This window comes from Agrilactobacillus yilanensis, from assembly GCF_003946725.1.
Lineage (GTDB): Bacteria > Bacillota > Bacilli > Lactobacillales > Lactobacillaceae > Agrilactobacillus > Agrilactobacillus yilanensis.
This window is the reverse complement of sequence record NZ_RHOY01000034.1, coordinates 1-1,650: the sequence shown is the minus strand read 5'-3', so window position 1 is coordinate 1,650 and position 1,650 is coordinate 1. Positions and strand designations below refer to the sequence as shown.

At 51.6% G+C, this 1,650-nt stretch carries 1 rRNA gene; it reads right to left on the bottom strand.

The window, feature by feature from the left end:
* Window positions 1–34: 34 nt before the first annotated feature.
* A 16S ribosomal RNA gene (locus EKM93_RS13390) occupies window positions 35–1,594 on the bottom strand.
* Window positions 1,595–1,650 lie beyond the last annotated feature (56 nt).

The window sequence follows — 1,650 nt, the reverse complement described above, 5'->3', positions numbered from 1 at the left end:
ATAAATGTGCAAGGCTTTCCGTATTATTCCTTAGAAAGGAGGTGATCCAGCCGCAGGTTCTCCTACGGCTACCTTGTTACGACTTCACCCTAATCATCTGTCCCGCCTTAGGCGGCTGGCTCCAAAAGGTTACCCTACCGACTTTGGGTGTTACAGACTCTCATGGTGTGACGGGCGGTGTGTACAAGGCCCGGGAACGTATTCACCGCGGCGTGCTGATCCGCGATTACTAGCGATTCCAGCTTCATGCAGGCGAGTTGCAGCCTGCAATCCGAACTGAGAATGGTTTTAAGAGATTAGCATGACCTCGCGGTCTAGCGACTCGTTGTACCATCCATTGTAGCACGTGTGTAGCCCAGGTCATAAGGGGCATGATGATTTGACGTCATCCCCACCTTCCTCCGGTTTGTCACCGGCAGTCTAACTAGAGTGCCCAACTGAATGCTGGCAACTAATTATAAGGGTTGCGCTCGTTGCGGGACTTAACCCAACATCTCACGACACGAGCTGACGACAACCATGCACCACCTGTCACTTTGTCCCCGAAGGGAACGCCTGATCTCTCAGGTTAGCAAAGGATGTCAAGACCTGGTAAGGTTCTTCGCGTTGCTTCGAATTAAACCACATGCTCCACCGCTTGTGCGGGCCCCCGTCAATTCCTTTGAGTTTCAGCCTTGCGGCCGTACTCCCCAGGCGGAATGCTTAATGCGTTAGCTGCAGCACTGAAGGGCGGAAACCCTCCAACACTTAGCATTCATCGTTTACGGTGTGGACTACCAGGGTATCTAATCCTGTTTGCTACCCACACTTTCGAGCCTCAGCGTCAGTTACAGACCAGACAGCCGCCTTCGCCACTGGTGTTCTTCCATATATCTACGCATTTCACCGCTACACATGGAGTTCCACTGTCCTCTTCTGCACTCAAGTTTCCCAGTTTCCGATGCACTTCCTCGGTTAAGCCGAGGGCTTTCACATCAGACTTAAAAAACCGCCTGCGCTCGCTTTACGCCCAATAAATCCGGACAACGCTTGCCACCTACGTATTACCGCGGCTGCTGGCACGTAGTTAGCCGTGGCTTTCTGGTCGGATACCGTCAAGAAACAGATAGTTACTCCTGCTCCTGTTCTTCTCCGATAACAGAGTTTTACGAGCCGAAACCCTTCTTCACTCACGCGGCGTTGCTCCATCAGACTTTCGTCCATTGTGGAAGATTCCCTACTGCTGCCTCCCGTAGGAGTCTGGGCCGTGTCTCAGTCCCAGTGTGGCCGATCACCCTCTCAGGTCGGCTACGTATCATTGCTTTGGTGAGCCGTTACCTCACCAACTGGCTAATACGCCGCGGGCCCATCCTGAAGTGATAGCCGAAACCATCTTTCAAATTCGGACCATGTGGTCCAAATTATTATGCGGTATTAGCATCTGTTTCCAAATGTTATCCCCCACTTCAGGGCAGGTTGCCCACGTGTTACTCACCCGTCCGCCACTCGAATTTCCAAATGAGTGCAAGCACTCGGTAGGAAATTCTCGTTCGACTTGCATGTATTAGGCACGCCGCCAGCGTTCGTCCTGAGCCAGGATCAAACTCTCAAATAAAGTTTGTGACTCATTTTTTTGTTTGCTAGCGAATTGACTTCGCAAATGTTACTTTT